The sequence below is a fragment of the Roseixanthobacter pseudopolyaromaticivorans genome, assembly GCF_043195145.2.
Classification (GTDB): domain Bacteria; phylum Pseudomonadota; class Alphaproteobacteria; order Rhizobiales; family Xanthobacteraceae; genus NCEH01.
Genome location: NZ_CM195539.1, coordinates 1,112,004 through 1,126,880 on the forward strand (window position 1 = coordinate 1,112,004; position 14,877 = coordinate 1,126,880).

Annotated in this window: 13 protein-coding genes; 2 read left to right on the forward strand and 11 right to left on the reverse strand. The window is 69.0% G+C overall.

What is annotated here, in order from left to right:
- Nucleotides 1-54: 54 nt before the first annotated feature.
- From V5F68_RS05430 to V5F68_RS05480, 11 genes are all read right to left on the reverse strand, one after another.
- A complete protein-coding gene (locus tag V5F68_RS05430) occupies nt 55-1,506 on the reverse strand; it encodes a GntP family permease (RefSeq protein WP_394013988.1) in 1,452 nt (483 codons plus the stop codon).
- Between the two features lie 2 nt (nt 1,507-1,508).
- Nucleotides 1,509-2,546, reverse strand: coding sequence for a patatin-like phospholipase family protein (locus V5F68_RS05435; RefSeq protein ID WP_394013617.1), 1,038 nt, complete (start codon nt 2,544-2,546; stop codon nt 1,509-1,511).
- 67 nt (nt 2,547-2,613) lie between these two features.
- Nucleotides 2,614-5,628, reverse strand: a complete 3,015-nt coding sequence (locus V5F68_RS05440; RefSeq protein WP_509274703.1) for an efflux RND transporter permease subunit — start codon at nt 5,626-5,628, stop codon at nt 2,614-2,616.
- 56 nt (nt 5,629-5,684) lie between these two features.
- The gene (locus tag V5F68_RS05445; protein WP_394013619.1) at nt 5,685-6,806 is read right to left on the reverse strand and encodes an efflux RND transporter periplasmic adaptor subunit; all 1,122 of its coding nucleotides are present in this window, start codon (nt 6,804-6,806) and stop codon (nt 5,685-5,687) included.
- Nucleotides 6,807-7,025: 219 nt separating this feature from the next.
- Nucleotides 7,026-8,663 (reverse strand): complex I subunit 5 family protein, encoded by a 1,638-nt coding sequence (locus tag V5F68_RS05450; RefSeq protein WP_394013620.1) that lies wholly within the window; start codon nt 8,661-8,663, stop codon nt 7,026-7,028.
- On the reverse strand, nt 8,660-10,168 hold the full coding sequence (locus V5F68_RS05455; RefSeq protein WP_394013621.1) for a complex I subunit 5 family protein: 1,509 nt from the start codon (nt 10,166-10,168) through the stop codon (nt 8,660-8,662). The genes V5F68_RS05450 and V5F68_RS05455 overlap by 4 nt, the downstream gene beginning before the upstream one ends.
- Nucleotides 10,165-10,521, reverse strand: a complete 357-nt coding sequence (locus V5F68_RS05460; protein ID WP_394013622.1) for an NADH-quinone oxidoreductase subunit K — start codon at nt 10,519-10,521, stop codon at nt 10,165-10,167. Before V5F68_RS05460 ends, V5F68_RS05455 begins: the two co-directional genes overlap by 4 nt.
- Nucleotides 10,518-11,459, reverse strand: a complete 942-nt coding sequence (locus V5F68_RS05465; protein ID WP_394013623.1) for an MnhB domain-containing protein — start codon at nt 11,457-11,459, stop codon at nt 10,518-10,520. Before V5F68_RS05465 ends, V5F68_RS05460 begins: the two co-directional genes overlap by 4 nt.
- The gene (locus V5F68_RS05470; RefSeq protein ID WP_394013624.1) at nt 11,456-11,800 is read right to left on the reverse strand and encodes a cation:proton antiporter; all 345 of its coding nucleotides are present in this window, start codon (nt 11,798-11,800) and stop codon (nt 11,456-11,458) included. The genes V5F68_RS05465 and V5F68_RS05470 overlap by 4 nt, the downstream gene beginning before the upstream one ends.
- On the reverse strand, nt 11,797-12,084 hold the full coding sequence (locus V5F68_RS05475) for a monovalent cation/H+ antiporter complex subunit F (protein ID WP_394013625.1): 288 nt from the start codon (nt 12,082-12,084) through the stop codon (nt 11,797-11,799). The genes V5F68_RS05470 and V5F68_RS05475 overlap by 4 nt, the downstream gene beginning before the upstream one ends.
- Nucleotides 12,077-12,628 (reverse strand): Na+/H+ antiporter subunit E, encoded by a 552-nt coding sequence (locus V5F68_RS05480; RefSeq protein WP_394013626.1) that lies wholly within the window; start codon nt 12,626-12,628, stop codon nt 12,077-12,079. The genes V5F68_RS05475 and V5F68_RS05480 overlap by 8 nt, the downstream gene beginning before the upstream one ends.
- A gap of 618 nt (nt 12,629-13,246) precedes the next feature.
- Between V5F68_RS05480 and V5F68_RS05485 the strand changes: the two genes are divergently transcribed.
- Both V5F68_RS05485 and glsA read left to right on the forward strand, forming a co-directional pair.
- The gene (locus tag V5F68_RS05485) at nt 13,247-13,759 is read left to right on the forward strand and encodes a DUF1269 domain-containing protein (RefSeq protein ID WP_394013627.1); all 513 of its coding nucleotides are present in this window, start codon (nt 13,247-13,249) and stop codon (nt 13,757-13,759) included.
- Between the two features lie 81 nt (nt 13,760-13,840).
- A complete protein-coding gene (glsA, locus tag V5F68_RS05490; protein WP_394013628.1) occupies nt 13,841-14,845 on the forward strand; it encodes a glutaminase A in 1,005 nt (334 codons plus the stop codon).
- Nucleotides 14,846-14,877: the final 32 nt, after the last annotated feature.

Sequence of the window (14,877 nt, forward strand, 5' to 3'; positions counted from 1 at the left end):
AGCGGGGCCGACTTTCGCCGGCCCCGGTGTCGGATGGCGTCAGAACGAGCCGGCTCAGAACGAGCCGAGTGTGCTGCCCAGCACGATCACCGCCACCAGCGCCAGGATCGCGCCGACCACCGCCACCATGACGATGTCGAAATAGCTCTTCGCGTGGGTCGAGCCGCACACCGCGAGTAGCGTCACCACCGCGCCGTTGTGCGGCAGGCTGTCGAGCGTGCCGGCGCCGATCACCGCCACGCGGTGCATCAGCGCGGGATCGAGCCCGGTTTCCGCCGCCAGCTTCATATAGGACGCGCCCAGCGCATCGAGCGCGATGGTGAGGCCGCCGGAGGCCGAGCCGGTGAGCGCCGCCAATATGTTGGTGGCGATGGCGAGCGACACCAGCGGTCCGCCCTGGATATCCAGCACCCAGGTGCGCACCAGCTCGAACGCCGGCATGGCCGCCACCACCGCACCGAAGCCCACCAGGCTCGCGACGCTGAAGGCCGGCAGCACCGAGGCATTGGCACCCGCGTCCATGGTGGCCCGCAGGTCCGGCAGGCGGCGGAAATTGAACGCCAGCAGCACCAGGATCGCCGCCGTCAGCGCGGTCGCCACCGCCCACACGCCGCCCACGGCGGAGAGCGTTGTCGAGCCCCAGCGTTCCTCGGCGAGGAAGCTCACGTCCAGCCGGGGCAAGATCACCATGGACATCAGCAGGTTCACCAGCACCACGACCACCAGGGGCGTCGCCGCCACGAGGAAGGAGGGGCGGCTTGTGCTGTGGGCGCCGTGGGAGAGTTCCGCCGTGTCGAATTCATGGGAGGCGGTGGCGCGCTCGCGGATAAACTGGTCGTCGGCCACCCCCGCATCGAGCGGGGTCTCGTCGCCGAAGCCCTCGCCTTTGGCGCGCGCCACGCGCTCCGCCCGCATCAGCCACCACATGCCGAAGCCCAGCATGATGAGCGAGGCGATCACGCCCAGCCCGGGCGCCGCGAATGGCGTGGTGCCGAAGAACGGCATGGGGATGGCGTTCTGGATCGCAGGGGTGCCCGGCAGGGCCGACATGGTGAAGGTGGAGGTGCCGAGCGCGATCGCCGCCGGCATCAGCCGGCGCGGAATGCCCGCCGAGCGGAACAGCGCGATCGCCATGGGCGCGAGCACGAAGAAGGCGACGAACAGGCTCACCCCGCCATAGGTCACGATGGCGCCCGCCAGCACCACCGCGAGGATGGCGCGCTTTTCACCGAGTTTCTCGGTCATGGTGTCGGCGATCACGGTCACCGAGCCGCTGTCGTCCATCAGCTTGCCGAACAGGGCGCCGAGCAGGAACAGCGGGAAGAACTGCGCCACGAAGGTGGCGGCATTGCTCATGAAGGTCTGCGTCCAATGGGCGAGCAGCGGCTCGCCCGAGAACGCCGCCGCCACCAGCGCCGCGATGGGCGCCAGCAGCAGGATGGACCAGCCCCGGAAGGCCAGGAACAAGAGCAGCCCGAGGCCGAGGAGGATGCCGAGAAGTCCCATGCTCACACGCCTTCCAGCAGCACGTCGAGATCAATGGAGGAGCGCTTGCCGAGATTGTCGGCGTCCCGCGCCAGGAACGCCTCGGCGGATTTGCGGCCCTCGTCGCGCAGCATGGAGAGGAACTCCCATTCCGCATTCAGCTTGGAGGAATAGCCGAGCGTGGACATGAGCGCGTTCGGCACCATGTGGATGCGCATCTTCGCCCATTGCGCGCCCTCGCTGTGGCCGGGGTCCGCGACCTGGCGCAGCAAAGCGATCATGCGCAATTCCTTCAGCAGCACCGCGTTGAAGGACACCTCGTTGAGGCGGTTGAGGATTTCCCGCGCCGAATTGGGCGTGCCGGCGCGCTCGACCGGATTGATGGGGATGAGGATGGTGTCGTCCGAATCCAGCTCGCGCACCAGCGGCGTCATGGTGGGATTGCCGGAATAGCCGCCGTCCCAATAGCTCTCGCCGTCGATCTCGATGGCCTGGAACATGGTGGGCAGGCAGGCGGAGGCGAGCAGCACGTCGGGCGTGATCTCGGCATTGCGGAACACCCGCCCGCGCCCGGTGCGCACATTGGTGGCGGTGATGAACAGGCGGATCGGCGAGGTTTTCAGCCGCTCGAAATTGATCAGGTCTTCCAGGATGCTGCGCAGCGGGTGGGAATTGCCTGGGTTGAGATCGTAGGGCGAATAGAGGCGCGACATCAGGTCGAGGCCGACGAACAGCGGAGAATTGTCGAGCGTCCAGCGCCCCAGCATCTTGTCGATGGGGCCGCGCTGGAACGGGCTGAAGCGGGCTGCCTCCGCCACGCGCTTCCAATAGGTGGCCAGCGCCTCGCGCGCGCCCGGCGCGCCGCCGGCCGCGAAGCCGTCCGCCAGCACCGCCGCATTCATGGCACCGGCCGAGGTGCCGGAAATGCCGTCGATGCGCAGCCAGTCTTCCTCCAGCAGGCGGTCGAGCACGCCCCAGGTGAAGGCGCCGTGCGAGCCGCCGCCCTGGAGGGCGAAGTCGATCAATACCGGGGTGCGCCCGCTGGCGGTGGGTTCGCTCATGATGCTCTCCAATGTCCCGCACGTGTCGTGCCCGGCCGGACCGCAGGCTGCGGCCCGGCCGGCTTGGCTATGCCGTTACCGCTTCGGAGACGTGCTCCGGCGGGGCGTCGGGTCCGAACCAGCCGACATAGAGCGCCGGCAGGAAGATCAGGGTCAGCATCGTGCCCACCAGCAGGCCGCCCATGATGGCGAAGGCCATGGGCCCCCAGAACACGGTCGGCGCGATCGGGATCATGCCGAGCACCGTGGAAATGGCGGTGAGCATGATGGGACGGAAGCGAGTGCAGGAGGCGGCGATCACCGCATCCTGAACCTTCGCCCCGCGCGCCCGCTCGGCCTCAATCTGGCCGATCAGGATCACCGCATTCTTGGTGATCATGCCGATCAAAGCGAGAATGCCGAGGATGGCGACGAAGCCCAGCGGCCGCCCGGAGGCGAGCAGCGCGGCGGAGACGCCGATCAGCCCCAGGGGCGCCACCGAGAGCACCAGCACCAGCCGCGAGAAGCTCTGAAGCTGGAACATCAGCACCGTGAGCATGATCAGCAGCATCACCGGCACCACCGCCAGCACCGAGGCGCGCGACTTTGCGCTCTCCTCCACCGTGCCGCCGGTGACGATGTGGTAGGAGCGCGGCAAGGTCTTCGCCAGCTCCTGGATCTTCGGCGCCAGCGCACCGACCACCGTCTCGGGCAAGGCGCCGGCGATCACATCCGCCTGGACGGTCAGGGTGGCAACCCGGTCGCGCCGCCACACCACGGGATAGTCCTGCACATATTCGAAGCTGGCGAGCTGGCTCAGCGGCACGGTGCGGCCGCTGGGCAGGGGCACCTGCAGGCTGGCGAGATTGGCCAGCGAGACGCGCTGCTCGTCGGTGGCGCGGGCGACGACGTTCACCAGATAGATGTCGTCGCGCACCTGGGTCACCGGCGTTCCGGTCATCACCGTGTTGAGCACGCCGGCCAGCGCCTGCGTGCTGAGGCCGAGCAGGCGGGCCTGGTCCTGGTCGACGCGGATGCGCACCTGCCGCCCGGGCTCGATCCAGTCAAAATTGACCTTCTCCACCTTGGCGTCGGAGGCCATAACGCCGGCAAGCTGGAACGCGATCTGGCGCACCTTCTCGATATCCGGCCCGCTGACGCGATATTGCACCGGCCAGCCGACCGGCGGGCCGAGTTCCAGCGGATAGATGCGGCCCACCACCTCAGGGAATTGCTCCGCCAGCACCTTCTCCAGCTTCACCCGCAGGCGCTCGCGCGCCGCCACATCCTTGGCGACGATCACCGACTGGGCGAAGAAATCGTTGGGAAGCTGCACGTTGAGCGGCAGGTAAAAGCGGATCGCCCCGCGCCCCACATAGGAGCTGAAGCGCTCCGCGTCGGGATCGGCGCGCACGATGGCGTCGAAGCGCTGGGTGATATCCTCGCTGTGGTAGATCGAGGCGTTCTGCGGCAGGCGCAGATCCACCAGCAGCTCCGGCCGGTCCGAGGACGGGAAGAATTGTTGCGGGATCAGCGGGATCGCCAGCACGGAGAGCACGAACAGGCCGACCGTGATGGCCACCGTGATCCAGCGTGCCTTCAGCGCCAGCGTGAGCAGGGAGCGATACATGCCGAGCACTTTGCTGGGCTTTTCCGGCTCGCTCTTCTTGGTCTTGTCCGGTGCTTTCAGGATCGCCACGCCCAGCAGCGGCGCGAACAGCACGGCCACGAACCAGGAAACGATGAGCGCGATGGAGACCACCGCGAACAAGGAGAAGGTGTATTCGCCCGCGGAACTGGCCGCAAATCCCACCGGCACGAAGCCGGCCACCGTGACGAACGTGCCCGCCAGCATGGCGAACGCATAGGTGCGGAAGGCGAAGGTGGCCGCGCTCGCCTTGTCGTCGCCGGCCGCGAGGCGGTTCATCATGGCGTCGGTGGTGGTCATGGCGTCGTCCACCATGAGCGCGAGCGCGATGATGAGCGCGCCAAGCGAGATGCGCTGCATGTCGATGCCGGCGAGTTCCATCACCGAGAACACCACGGCGAGCGTCAGCGGAATGGAGAGCGCCACCACCATGCCGGCGCGCACGCCGAGGCTGATGAAGCTCACCACCAGGATGATGCCCACCGCCTGCCAGAGCGAGGACATGAACTCGCCGATGGCGGTGTCCACCGTCACCGCCTGGTCCGCCACCAGATGCGGCTCGATGCCGATGGGCAAATCGGCGGTGATGCCGGCCATGGCGCTCTTGAGCCGCGACCCCAGCGCGAGGATGTCGCCGCCGTCGCGCATGGCGATGGCAAGGCCGATGGCCGGCTGGCCGTTCACGCGGAACAGCGGCTGCGGCGGGTCGGCATAGGCCCGGCGCACGGTCGCGATATCGGAAAGCCGCAGCACGCGGCCGTTGACGACGAAATTGACGTTGGCGATGTCCTGCTCGGAATCGAACGCGCCGGAGACGCGCAGCGAGATCGCCTCTTCCCCGGTCTGCACGCTGCCGGCGGGGCTGACGATGTTCTGGCTCTGCAGCGCGGCCAGCACCGCCGAGCGGTCGATGCCGAGGCTCGCCAGCTCCTGCATGTTGAACTCGACGAAGATCCGCTCGTCCTGCGCGCCCAGGATCTCGATCTTCGAGACATCGGGCACCTGGAGCAGCTTGGAGCGCACCTCTTCCACATAATCGCGCAATTCGCGCTGGCTGAAACCGTCGGCGGTGAAGCCGTAGATGATGCCGAAGGTATCGCCGAACTCGTCGTTGAAGCCCGGTCCCTGCACGCCCTGCGGCAGGGTGTGGCGCATGTCGCCGATGCTCTTGCGCACATGGTACCAGATGTCCGGCACCTCCTGGGCGGTCGCGCTGCCCTTGAGGTTGACGAAGATGGTGGTCACGCCGGCGCTGGTATAGCTGCGCAGGAAGTCGAGCTTTGGCGTTTCCTGGAGCGTGCGCTCTAGCCGCTCGGTGACCTGCTTCAGCGTATCCTCGACCGAGGCGCCGGGCCAGGAGGCCTGCACCACCATGGTCTTGATGATGAAGGTCGGGTCCTCGCCCCGGCCCAGCCGTTCATAGGAGAGCAGCCCCGCGAGCACGGCGACCGCCATGAAATAGATGACGATGGAGCGGTGCTTCAGCGCCCATTCGGAGAGATTGAGGCCGCTCACAGGTTCGCCCCCAGCAGGCGGACCTTCTGGCCCGGATGGAGCGCCTGGACGCCGGCCGTGACCACGATTTCCGCATTCTTGAGGCCGTCCGCCACGGTGACGGTGGCTGGCGAGAAGCGGGCCACATCCACCTGCCGAAGCGCCACCGTCTTGGTCGAGGGATCGAAGATCCAGACCGCCGGCTTGCTGTCGATGCGGGTCAGGGCGCTTGCCGGAATCTCGATCACCGGCCCGGTGTCCACCGCGACCGAGCCATTGACCGTCGAGCCGAGGCGCATGGCCTCCGGCGGATTGATCAGGCCCACGCGGATCTGGAACGTGCGCGTGACGGGATCGGCCTGGGGCGCGACCTCGCGCACCCGGCCCTTGGCCGTCACGCCGCTGCCGTCCGCCAGGGTCACCTGCACCTCGGGATCGGCGGGCATGTCGCGCAGCACTTGGGCGGAGACGTCGAACACCGCGTCGCGGCCATCCTTGCGAGCCACCTGGACGATGGCCTGGCCGGGCTGCACCACCTCGCCCTGCTCGGCGCGGCGGGCGGTGACGGTGCCGGGCGCATCGGCCTTCAATTCGGTGAAATCCAGCCGGTCGGTGGCGATCTTCACCTGCGCCTCGGCATCCTCCACCCGCGAGCGGGCGGTGAGATAGGCCTGCTCGGCCTGCTCATATTGGGCGCGCGGGGTGAAGCCGCGAGCCAGCAGGGCGCGCTGGCGCTCATAGGTGTTGCGCGAGACGCCGAGCTGTCCCTGCGCCGCGCTCAGCGCCGCCTGGGCGGAGCGCAAGGCGTTGACCTCGTTCTGCGGGTCGAGGCGGGCGATGACCTGCCCGGCGTCCACATGGTCGCCCACATTCACCAGCCGCTCGATGATCCGCCCGCCGATGCGGAAGGCGTAGGTGACCTCGTTCATCGCCTCCACATGGCCGGTGAAGGTGAGGTCGTCCGGCGTGTTGCGGGTCGAGACCTTGATGGCGCGGACCGGCCGAACCTCGGGGGCGGCGGCGGTCTGCTCGCCGCCACAGGCGGTCAGGGCCAGGGGGGAGAGCAGCACCGCCGCGAGCGCGAGCCGCCGTCCGGTGCTGTGCGCCTTGGCGCGCGTCTTCAGTTTGCTAGCGGACACGGAACGCTCCTTTCGGGCCAGTGCATGCCGGGACGCGCCGAGGCATCACGCATAAAGCACCAACTTGGCATTGGGGTGACGGGGATGCGGGAAGCGGAATACAGGCCCGCGCACGGCGGTTTACATTCCGATTATTGGAGATCGCGGCACGCGGCTCCGGGCCGGGGCGAAATGGACTTGGGCTTTGCCCGCCGCCGCGCGGCATTTCGGGCGAAATCGTCATGGCGTGGCCCTCACGGCGACCGCGAGCGCGATCACGAGGCCGGCCAGCAGCAGGCCCGCCACGGCGAAGCGCCGCAGCACGTCGTCGAGCCGGCCGACGCCCGCCAGGGTGCGCGCGAGCAGCGGCCCGAGGCGCTCGGCGAGCACCAGGACGTCGCCCGCCGGCACGTCGGGAAGCGCCGGGCCGCGCTGGTGCAGCGCGAATGCGAGCGCGAGGCCCAGCAGCACCGGCACCGCCGTCTTCTCCACATTCACCAAAGCGAAGGCGGCGACGATCCGCTCCCCGGTGACGAGCGGATAGAGCGTGAAGGGCAAAGCGAGGGCGAGCACGCTCAGCACGATCCAAGGCGCAAGCAGGCCCTGGGAGGGCAGGGGGAAGGCGGCGCGGCCCTTCGCACTGTCGCGCAACAGCAGCACGAACTTCGCCATCAGCAATGTGGTGCCCGCCGCCGAGAGGGCGAGCAGGAAGCCGGCCGCGCCATCGCCCATGGGCCCCTTGATGGCGAGCTTCGCCAGCGCCCCGCCGGTGAAGGGCAGGCCCGCGAGGCTGAGGCCGAGAAGGCCGGCAAGGCCCAGCACCGGCATCACCGCGCCCGGCGCGGTCGCCGCCGCGATGCCCACGGCCAGGAACAGCGCGCCCTTCAGCAGGATATGATTGGCGGCATAGAAGGCGGCGATGGCGGCGGCGGCGCTATCGCCCTGCACGAGCGCGCCGCCGATGACGGTCGCGACAACACCCATCTGGCTCACGGTTGAATAGGCCAGCACGCGCTTGGGATGCTTCTGTGTGAGGCCGAGGGCGATGCCGTAATAGGCGGTGAAGATGCCGGCGACGCTCAGCGCGAGGCCCCAATGGGGCGTCGCGACCCCGAGCGGCAGGAAGCGCAGCAGGCCGATGACGCCGGCCTTCACCACGATGCCGCTCAGCACCGCCGAGGCCGGCACCGGCGCCACCGAATGGGCGAGCGGCATCCACACATGCAGCGGCACCAGCCCCATCTTCAGGGCGAACCCCACCATCAGAAGCAGCAGGATCGCGTCCCGCCAGGGCGAGAGCGGCAATTGGGCCACCGCGTCGCGGATCAGCGGATTGGCCTGCGGGCTACCGGAGGCGAGCATGACGAAGGCGGCGATCAGCAGTGCCTCGCCGAACAGGGTGAGTGCGAGATAGACGATGCCGGCGCGGCGCGCCTCCGCGGTATCGTCATGGGCGGAGAGGCCGAACGCGGCGAGGCTCACCAGCGCGAAGGCGAGATAGAAGCTCGCCACATCCGCCACGATGAACACGCCGAAGCTGCCCGAGAGCGTGAGCAGCCACCACACGCAGAAGCCGCCCCGGCGCGGGTCCTTGGCGAGATAGGTCGCGGCATAGGTGCCGGCGGCGATCCACAGCAGCGCCGCGCCGCCCAGAAGGATCGCGCCGGGCACGTCGAGAAAGAAGCTGATGCGGAACGGCGCGGGCGCCACCAGCACGAAGATGTCGCGCGGCACCAACAGCGCTGCCAGCAATCCCGGCACGGCCGCCGGCGCCAGGAGCAGCGGGGCGACGCGGCGCACCGGCTTGAGCGCGCAGGCGAGCGCCAGCAGGAACGGGACCGCCGGGGCCGCGACGAGCAGGATGGCCGCGAGGGTCATGGGACCGCTCCCTCCCAGCTCGCCGGCCGGCCGATGGCGAGAAACGCCGCCGGCTGGAGCGGCACGAAGCCGAGCGCTACCGCGCCGAGCGCCAGCATCAGGGCCACCATCTCACGCCAGCGCGCGGCCGGCACCGGCAGCACCTCGGCCACGGGCCGCTGCAGCGCCGGCAGCAGCACCCGCAGCACATAGCCGGCCGCGAGCAGCCCGCCGACGAGGATGACGATGGCGATCCACCATGCGCCCTGCTGCACGGCCGAGGTGAGCAGCATGACCTTGGCGACGAAGCCGCCGCTCGGCGGCAAGCCCATCAGCGAGAGGCCACCGAGGGCGAAGGCGAACACGCTGATCGGCACGATGCGGCCAATGCCGGAGAGCTTGGCGATGCGGTCATGCCCGAGGGTTTCGGCGATCACGCCCGCCGCCATGAACATGGCCGCCTTCGACAGGGCATGGGAGACGAGGTGAAGCGCCCCGCCGGTCCAGGCGATGGCGCCCCACAGGCCCGCGCCCGCGCTGGCGGCCAGCGGGAACATGAGGAACAGATAGCCGATCTGCGCTGCCGTCGAATAGGCGATCAGCAGCTTCAGCCGCGCCTGGCGCAGCGCGAACACGCCGCACAGCACCACCGCCCCGGCACCGAGGGCCGCGAGGATCGGTGCGACGGCGGCGGTCTGCGCCGGGGCCGCGATATCGTACCAGAAACGCACCACGAGGAAGATCGGCGCCTTGATGACCACGGCGGAAAGAATGGCGCTGGCGGCGGCGGGCGCGCCCGCATGGGCCGCCGGGAGCCACAGATAGAGCGGAAACAGCGCGGCCTTCGCCAGCATGCCGGCGGTCATCAGCGCCAGGGCGGCGAACAGCGCCGGTTCGCCATGGGCGCGCTGCGCCAGCAGGATGATGTCGAGCGTGCCGTAGGTGCCATAGAGCAGCGCCGTGCCCAGCAGATAGAGCACCGAGCCGAACAGAGCGAACAGCAGATATTGCAGCGCCGCCGCGAGCGTCTTCGCGCGCCCGTCGAGGCACACCAAAGGCACGGCGGCGAAGGTGAGCAGCTCCAGCGCCACATAGAGCGCGAACAGATCATCCGCCACATAGACGAGGTTGAGCGCGCTCCACACGCCCAGCAGCAGCATCCAGAAGGCGAGCGGCATGCGCGGCGTGTCCGCCCCGGGCGCGGTCATGGCGAACAGGCCGGCGGCGACGATCACCACCGCCGTCACGCCCAGCATGAAGGCGGAAAACCCATCCGCCCGCAGGCCGACCCCGAGCGGCGGCCGGAAGCCGCCAAGGAAATAGGCCAGCGGCGCGCCGCTGCGGGCCACTTCGAAACAGAGGGCGCACACGATGGCGAGCCCGGCCGCGAGGAACACCAGGGCCGAGCGCTCCGCCGCGCGGCTCTTCAGCAGCAGCAGGGGCGCGAGGCCGCACAGCGGCGCGATGACGGCCAGCACCAGCAGCAGGCCGAGCGGGGAGGCGTGCGCGGAGGCGATCAGGCTCATGACGCCGCCTCGCCCTCGGTCGATGCACCGTCGGTCGCCTCGGCCTCGTCCTCCGGTTCCGGGGGCAGGGCCTGGAGCCGCCGCACCAGCGCGACCGCGAGTGCGGTGGCGGAGAAGGCGACCACGATGCCGGTGATGACCATGGCTTGCGGCACCGGATCGCCGCCGAAGCCGGCGCCCGCGCCGCGCCGCGCGATCACCCCGAACAGCAGGAAGATGCCGCCGCCGAGGATGTTGAACGCCAGGATGCGGCGCACCGCGTCGCCCTGCACGATCAGCCCATAGAGGCCGATGGCCACCAGCGCCGCGCCGGCGAGGCCGAACAAAGTGGGGGTGGAGAGCAGCGCGCTCATGGGGCGCTCCGCCCTTCCTGAACGTCGAGCGCCTGCGGCGGATCCAGCACCAGTAGGCCGAGCGTCACGGCGATGGACACGGTGATGGCGATTTCCACGATGACGATAATGGGTTTCGCAAGGCCCTCGGGATAGGCGAGAAACGCGCCGGCAAACACCGCGCCGAGCGCGCCGACGGCGAGGAAGGAGAACGGGCCGAGCAGTAGCAAGGCCCGCAGCTTGCGGCTTCCGGCGGCCGGCGGGGCGCGCAGGCCGGCGAGCAGCACCAGCAGCCAGGAAGCGGCGAGCACGGCGCCGCCCTGGAACGCGCCGCCGGGCTTGTCCGCGCCGGTCCAGAACAGATAGAGCCCCATGAGAAGGCCGAGCGGCGGCAGGAGCCGCGCCAGGAACACCAGCGGCGGCGTGGGCGCGAACCGCCACAAAGGCGGCGGCGCGCCGGCCCAGTCGCGGTCGGCGGAGAGCGACCACACGCCGATCAGCGCCAGCAGCAGCACCACGGTTTCCAGCAGCGTATCGAGCGCGCGATAGACCAGCAGCACGGCGGTGACGGGATTGCCGAGCCCGGTCGCCTCCAGATGGGTGGCCGCTTCCTCGGCCAGCGAGGGCGCCGGTTCCGGCAAGGTCAGCACCAGCGCCGCGAGGCCGCAAAAGACGGCGAAGGCGATGAGGGCGGCAAGGCCGCGCACCGCCACGCCTTGCGGCGCGACGGGTTTCGCGGCGGAGGCGGTGCGCAGCAGCACCAGCCCGGTGACGCCGCTGCCGATGGCGGCCTCCGTGAGCGCCACGTCCACCGCATCGAGCCGCACCCAGGCCAGCGCCAGCACCAGCCCGAGCCCGACAAAGCCGATGGCGCCGGTGAGCGCCTCGCGCGCCAGCAGCACGCGCAGCGCCAGCGCCAGGGCCAGCACGCCGAGAAAACTGTCGAGGACGAGGCTCATGTCGGCCTGCCTCCGCGCGATGCGTCCGGCGAATCGGCGAGGGCCCCGGCCTGCGCACCGCTCTCGCCGTGGGCGACCTGCGCGAGCAGTTGCGCCACGGTGCCGGAGGCGATCTGCACCAGCGCCCAGACCGCCAGCATCTTCGCGCCATCCAGCACGCTGCCGGCCTGGGGCAAGAGGCCGAGCACGATCAGCGCCAGCCCCACATTGTCGGCCTTGGTCAGGGCGTGGAGGCGGGAGAGGGAATCGGGAAAGCGCAGGAGGCCGAGGGTTCCGGCCAGGAAGAAGCCGGCGCCGGCCAGGAGGCACAGGAGGGTGAAGACGTCGCGGGCCACGCTCATGGGGTGGTGCTCCGCTGCGGCGCCTCGGCCTGTGGGGCGGCGCGCACGCTGTGGAAGGCGGCAGCTGCGAAAGCGGCGAGCAGGGCCAGCAGCAGCGCCACGTCCAGAACCGCTGGTGCGCCGGTGCCGGCGAAGATGAGCAGCAGCACGGCGATGCCGACGGAGCCGAGCAATTGCACCGCCATCATCTGGTCGGCCGCGCCCCGGCTGCGCCACAGGCGCACCAAGGCGGCGGCGGCGAAGGCCAGCAGGCAGGCGGCAAATCCGAGGAAGGTTTCAGCCATCACGGGCGCCGTCCCCGATCGCGGCGCGGAAGGCCGCCTCGTCCCGGGTGAGATCGTCGCGCACCGCGCTGCCGGTGTCCAGGCAATGCAGCAGCAGCCCCGCGTCCGAATCGCCGAGCGGCAGCGTGCCCGGCTGGAGCGAGGTGACGGCGCAGAAGGATTGGCGTTCCAGCCCGCGCGGGCAGCGCGACGCGAAGGTGATGAAGCCGGGCCGGATGCGCACCGGGGTCTGGAACGCCCGCAGCCCCACATCCCACCCGGCGCTGACGGAACGGCGGGCAAAGCGCGTGCCAAAGGCGAGCAGCGCAGCCGGCTTCGCGCGGCCGGTGCCGGGCGCCAGCAGATGAAGGCTCGCCCATGCCGCCAGCGCGCAGATCACGGCGCCCGCGCCAAGATCCAGCGCCGAGACACGGCCGAGCATGATCCAGAACAGGAAAAAACAGAGCCAGCGGCGGGCGAAGGCGGGGCCGGAAACGACCTGTTTCGTCTGCTCCGCCATTGGGGGGTGCGCCTCTCCGGTTCCCGCCATTCCGGTTCCCGCCATTCCGGTTCCTGCCATCGCGGTTCCTGCCATCGCGGCACATGCCCTCGTGACGGTCAGCCCAAGTTCAGAGCGTCCGGTGCGGGTCGAAAATTCTCGTCTGGGCGCTACGTCATTGGTCCAATACCGCAGAAGCCGCGAGAAAATCCTTGGGAACTTGTATCGCTGGGCCTTGGGCGTTGCAACGCTCGCCCTCCCGCATCGCACGCAAAGTGTAGGTGGGACCCAGGCCATGCCTTAGCGTCACGTTTTAGAGCGGATCTGTAAGGCTGTTTGGTCTGCTCAAAAAAGATAAGTCCGATCAAATTGTTAGAGCGATCGAGATCTGCCCTGCGGGGGCGGTTTGCGTTCCAGGGGCGCCGGCGGGCGCAAAAGCCGGTCGCGAAAATTGGGATGGGCGGAACAGGCGCGGGATTCTGCGCCAATTGCCGGGCCGCTCGAATGCGGCATAACTCGATGGCCGGCGCATAAATACTGGGCGGTCGGCGCGATATCTCCTCAGCGGCAATGCAACATTGAACCGCTATGGACATCGACATCAATCGCCTGTCTGTTTTGCTCACCGGCCAGGTTTCCATTTGGCGGTTTTATGAAACCTCCCTTGTCGCGGAATATAAAGTTATGAGCAATCTGGTCGTGTTTGGGTTCGATGGCATCCATGCCGCGGACGAAGTCCTGAACAAGCTGCGCTCCCTCCATGTCGAACACCTGATTGATCTTGAGGACGCCTGCGTGGTCGAGCGCGATGCGGAGGGCAAGGTTCATATCAAGCAGGCCGTCAACCTCACCGCCATCGGCGCGGCGCGCGGCGGCATGTCGGGCGCGCTGTGGGGTACGCTGGTGGGCATCCTGTTCCTCAACCCGCTGGCCGGCATGGCGATCGGCGCGGTGGCCGGCGCCGGCACGGGCGCGCTTTCCGGCTCGCTGGTGGATTTCGGCATCAACGACAGCTTCATCAAGGAATTGGGCGGCACCATTCCGGCCAATTCCTCGGCGCTGTTCGTGCTGGTCCGCTCGGTGACGGAGGACAAGGTCCTGCCCGAGGTCGAGCCCTACAAGCCCCGCATCCTGAAGACCTCGCTCTCCAACGAGGCGGAAGAGCGCCTGCGCAACGCCCTCATCAAGGCGGCCTGAGCACCGGCGTCACGATCCGGCGCCCGTCCCGCGCGGACGCCGACAGAAAAGCTGCCGCAATGCGCAGCAAGGGAGGATCACATGACGGAGCACACCGGGCCGTTCGGCGATGCCGGGCCGCATTATGTCTCCACCGGCCACCTGCCCTCGGGCGAACGCATCGACCAATTGGTGATCGACGCGCACGCCCGCTTCAAGGACAACGGAGAGGGCGCCAATTCCACGGTCTATCCGGCGCTCGCCCAGGTGCCGCGCGATCTGTTCGGCATCTGCGTGGTCGGCACCGACGGCGTCGTCCATGAGGTCGGCGACACCGACGTCGGCTTCACCATCATGAGCGTGTCGAAGCCGTTCGTGTTTGCCCTGGTCTGCCAGGCCATCGGCCCGCGGCTGGCGCGCGAGAAGATAGGTGCCAACGCCACCGGCCTGCCGTTCAACGCGCTCTCCGCTGTGGAGCGCAGCCCAGACGGGCTGACCAATCCCATGGTCAATTCCGGCGCCATCGCCACCACTTCGCTGGTGCCGGGCGATTCGGCGGAAGCTAAATGGCGCTTCATCCACGAGGGCCTCTCCCGGTTCGCGGGGCGCACGCTGCCGCTGAACGAGGAGGTTTATGGGTGCGCCTCCGACACCAATTTCCGTAACCGCTCCATCGCCCGCCTGCTCCAGAGCCTGTCGCGGATCTATTGCGACCCGAAGGAGGCGACCGACCTTTACACGCGCCAATGCTCGCTCAACGTCACGGCCCACGATCTCGCCGTGATGGGCGCGACGCTGGCCGACGGCGGGGTCAATCCCATCACCAAGGAGCGCGTCGTGGACCCCATGGTCTGCCATTACGCGCTGGCGGTGATGGCGACTGCCGGGCTCTACGAGACCTCGGGCGACTGGCTCTACGAGATCGGCCTGCCGGGCAAGAGCGGCATCGGCGGCGGCATCGTCACGGTGTCTCCGGGCAAGGGCGGCCTCGGCACCTTTGCCCCGCCCCTCGATGCCGCCGGCAACAGCGTGAAGGGCCAGCTCGTGGCGCAGTTCCTGTCCCAGAAGCTCGGCATGGACCTGTTCCTCTCCCAGCCCGCGACCTGATTTTCGCCGGCGCCGCGCGCGCCGGACCATCG

Coding starts and splice junctions, on each gene's coding strand:
- V5F68_RS05430 (WP_394013988.1), bottom strand. CDS start 1,506: ATGGGACTTCTCGGCATCCTCCTCGGCCTCGGGCTGCTCTTGTTCCTG.
- V5F68_RS05435 (WP_394013617.1), bottom strand. CDS start 2,546: ATGAGCGAACCCACCGCCAGCGGGCGCACCCCGGTATTGATCGACTTC.
- V5F68_RS05440 (WP_509274703.1), bottom strand. CDS start 5,628: ATGGCGGTCGCCGTGCTCGCGGGGCTGCTCTCCTATGAACGGCTGGGC.
- V5F68_RS05450 (WP_394013620.1), bottom strand. CDS start 8,663: ATGACCCTCGCGGCCATCCTGCTCGTCGCGGCCCCGGCGGTCCCGTTC.
- V5F68_RS05455 (WP_394013621.1), bottom strand. CDS start 10,168: ATGAGCCTGATCGCCTCCGCGCACGCCTCCCCGCTCGGCCTGCTGCTG.
- V5F68_RS05460 (WP_394013622.1), bottom strand. CDS start 10,521: ATGAGCGCGCTGCTCTCCACCCCCACTTTGTTCGGCCTCGCCGGCGCG.
- V5F68_RS05465 (WP_394013623.1), bottom strand. CDS start 11,459: ATGAGCCTCGTCCTCGACAGTTTTCTCGGCGTGCTGGCCCTGGCGCTG.
- V5F68_RS05470 (WP_394013624.1), bottom strand. CDS start 11,800: ATGAGCGTGGCCCGCGACGTCTTCACCCTCCTGTGCCTCCTGGCCGGC.
- V5F68_RS05475 (WP_394013625.1), bottom strand. CDS start 12,084: ATGGCTGAAACCTTCCTCGGATTTGCCGCCTGCCTGCTGGCCTTCGCC.
- V5F68_RS05480 (WP_394013626.1), bottom strand. CDS start 12,628: ATGGCGGGAACCGGAATGGCGGGAACCGGAGAGGCGCACCCCCCAATG.
- V5F68_RS05485 (WP_394013627.1), top strand. CDS start 13,247: ATGAGCAATCTGGTCGTGTTTGGGTTCGATGGCATCCATGCCGCGGAC.
- glsA (WP_394013628.1), top strand. CDS start 13,841: ATGACGGAGCACACCGGGCCGTTCGGCGATGCCGGGCCGCATTATGTC.